Here is a 652-nt window from a genome sequence, read left to right as displayed (position 1 = left end):
CCCTGAAGGGGTTCAACCTCTTCAACTTCGTCAAGAGCCTGGTGCTGCCGGACGTCGAGCAGTGGAAGAAGTGCTCCCGCGCCGACGCGGAGGGATGCGCGTGGGCGGCGACCGACCTGCCCTGGGGCAAGCTCTTCAAGCCGCTCAAGTTCTTCAAGAAGGCACCGAAGTCCAAGGAACAAGCGCCGCCACGAGGCAGAGACGATTGCGACAGCTTCCTCGCTGGCACGGCCGTACTGCTGGCCAACGGCACCCGCAAGGAGATCGAGGACGTCAGGACCGGCGACCAGGTCACGGTCACCGACCCGCAGACGGGAGAGACGACCACCCGTGAGGTCGTCGCCACGATCGTCACCGAGGACGACAAGTACTTCACGGACCTGACGGTCACCACGGCCGGCGCTACGACCTCCCTCATCGCCACCGACCACCACCCCTTCTGGAGCCCCAGCGAGAACGCGTGGATCGATGCGGGCGACCTGAAGCCCGGCATGACCCTGCGCACCCCGAAGGGTGACACCGTCCAGGTCGAGGCCACCCGCCACTACGAGAAGCGGCAGCGCACCCACAACCTGACCGTGGCGGATGTGCACACGTACTATGTGCTGGCGGGCGCCACGCCGGTCCTTGTCCACAACTCGAACTGCCCGAC

Annotated in this window: 1 protein-coding gene; it reads left to right on the top strand. The window is 66.0% G+C overall.

The features are described 5' to 3' along the window. A partial coding sequence (locus KUM32_RS37465; RefSeq protein WP_217146309.1) for a polymorphic toxin-type HINT domain-containing protein occupies window positions 1–652 on the top strand: 652 nt, incomplete at both ends.

It is taken from the genome of Streptomyces sp. AC627_RSS907, assembly GCF_019049165.1.
The sequence above is the reverse complement of the archived record's forward strand: the minus strand, read 5'-3'. Positions and strand labels throughout refer to the sequence as shown.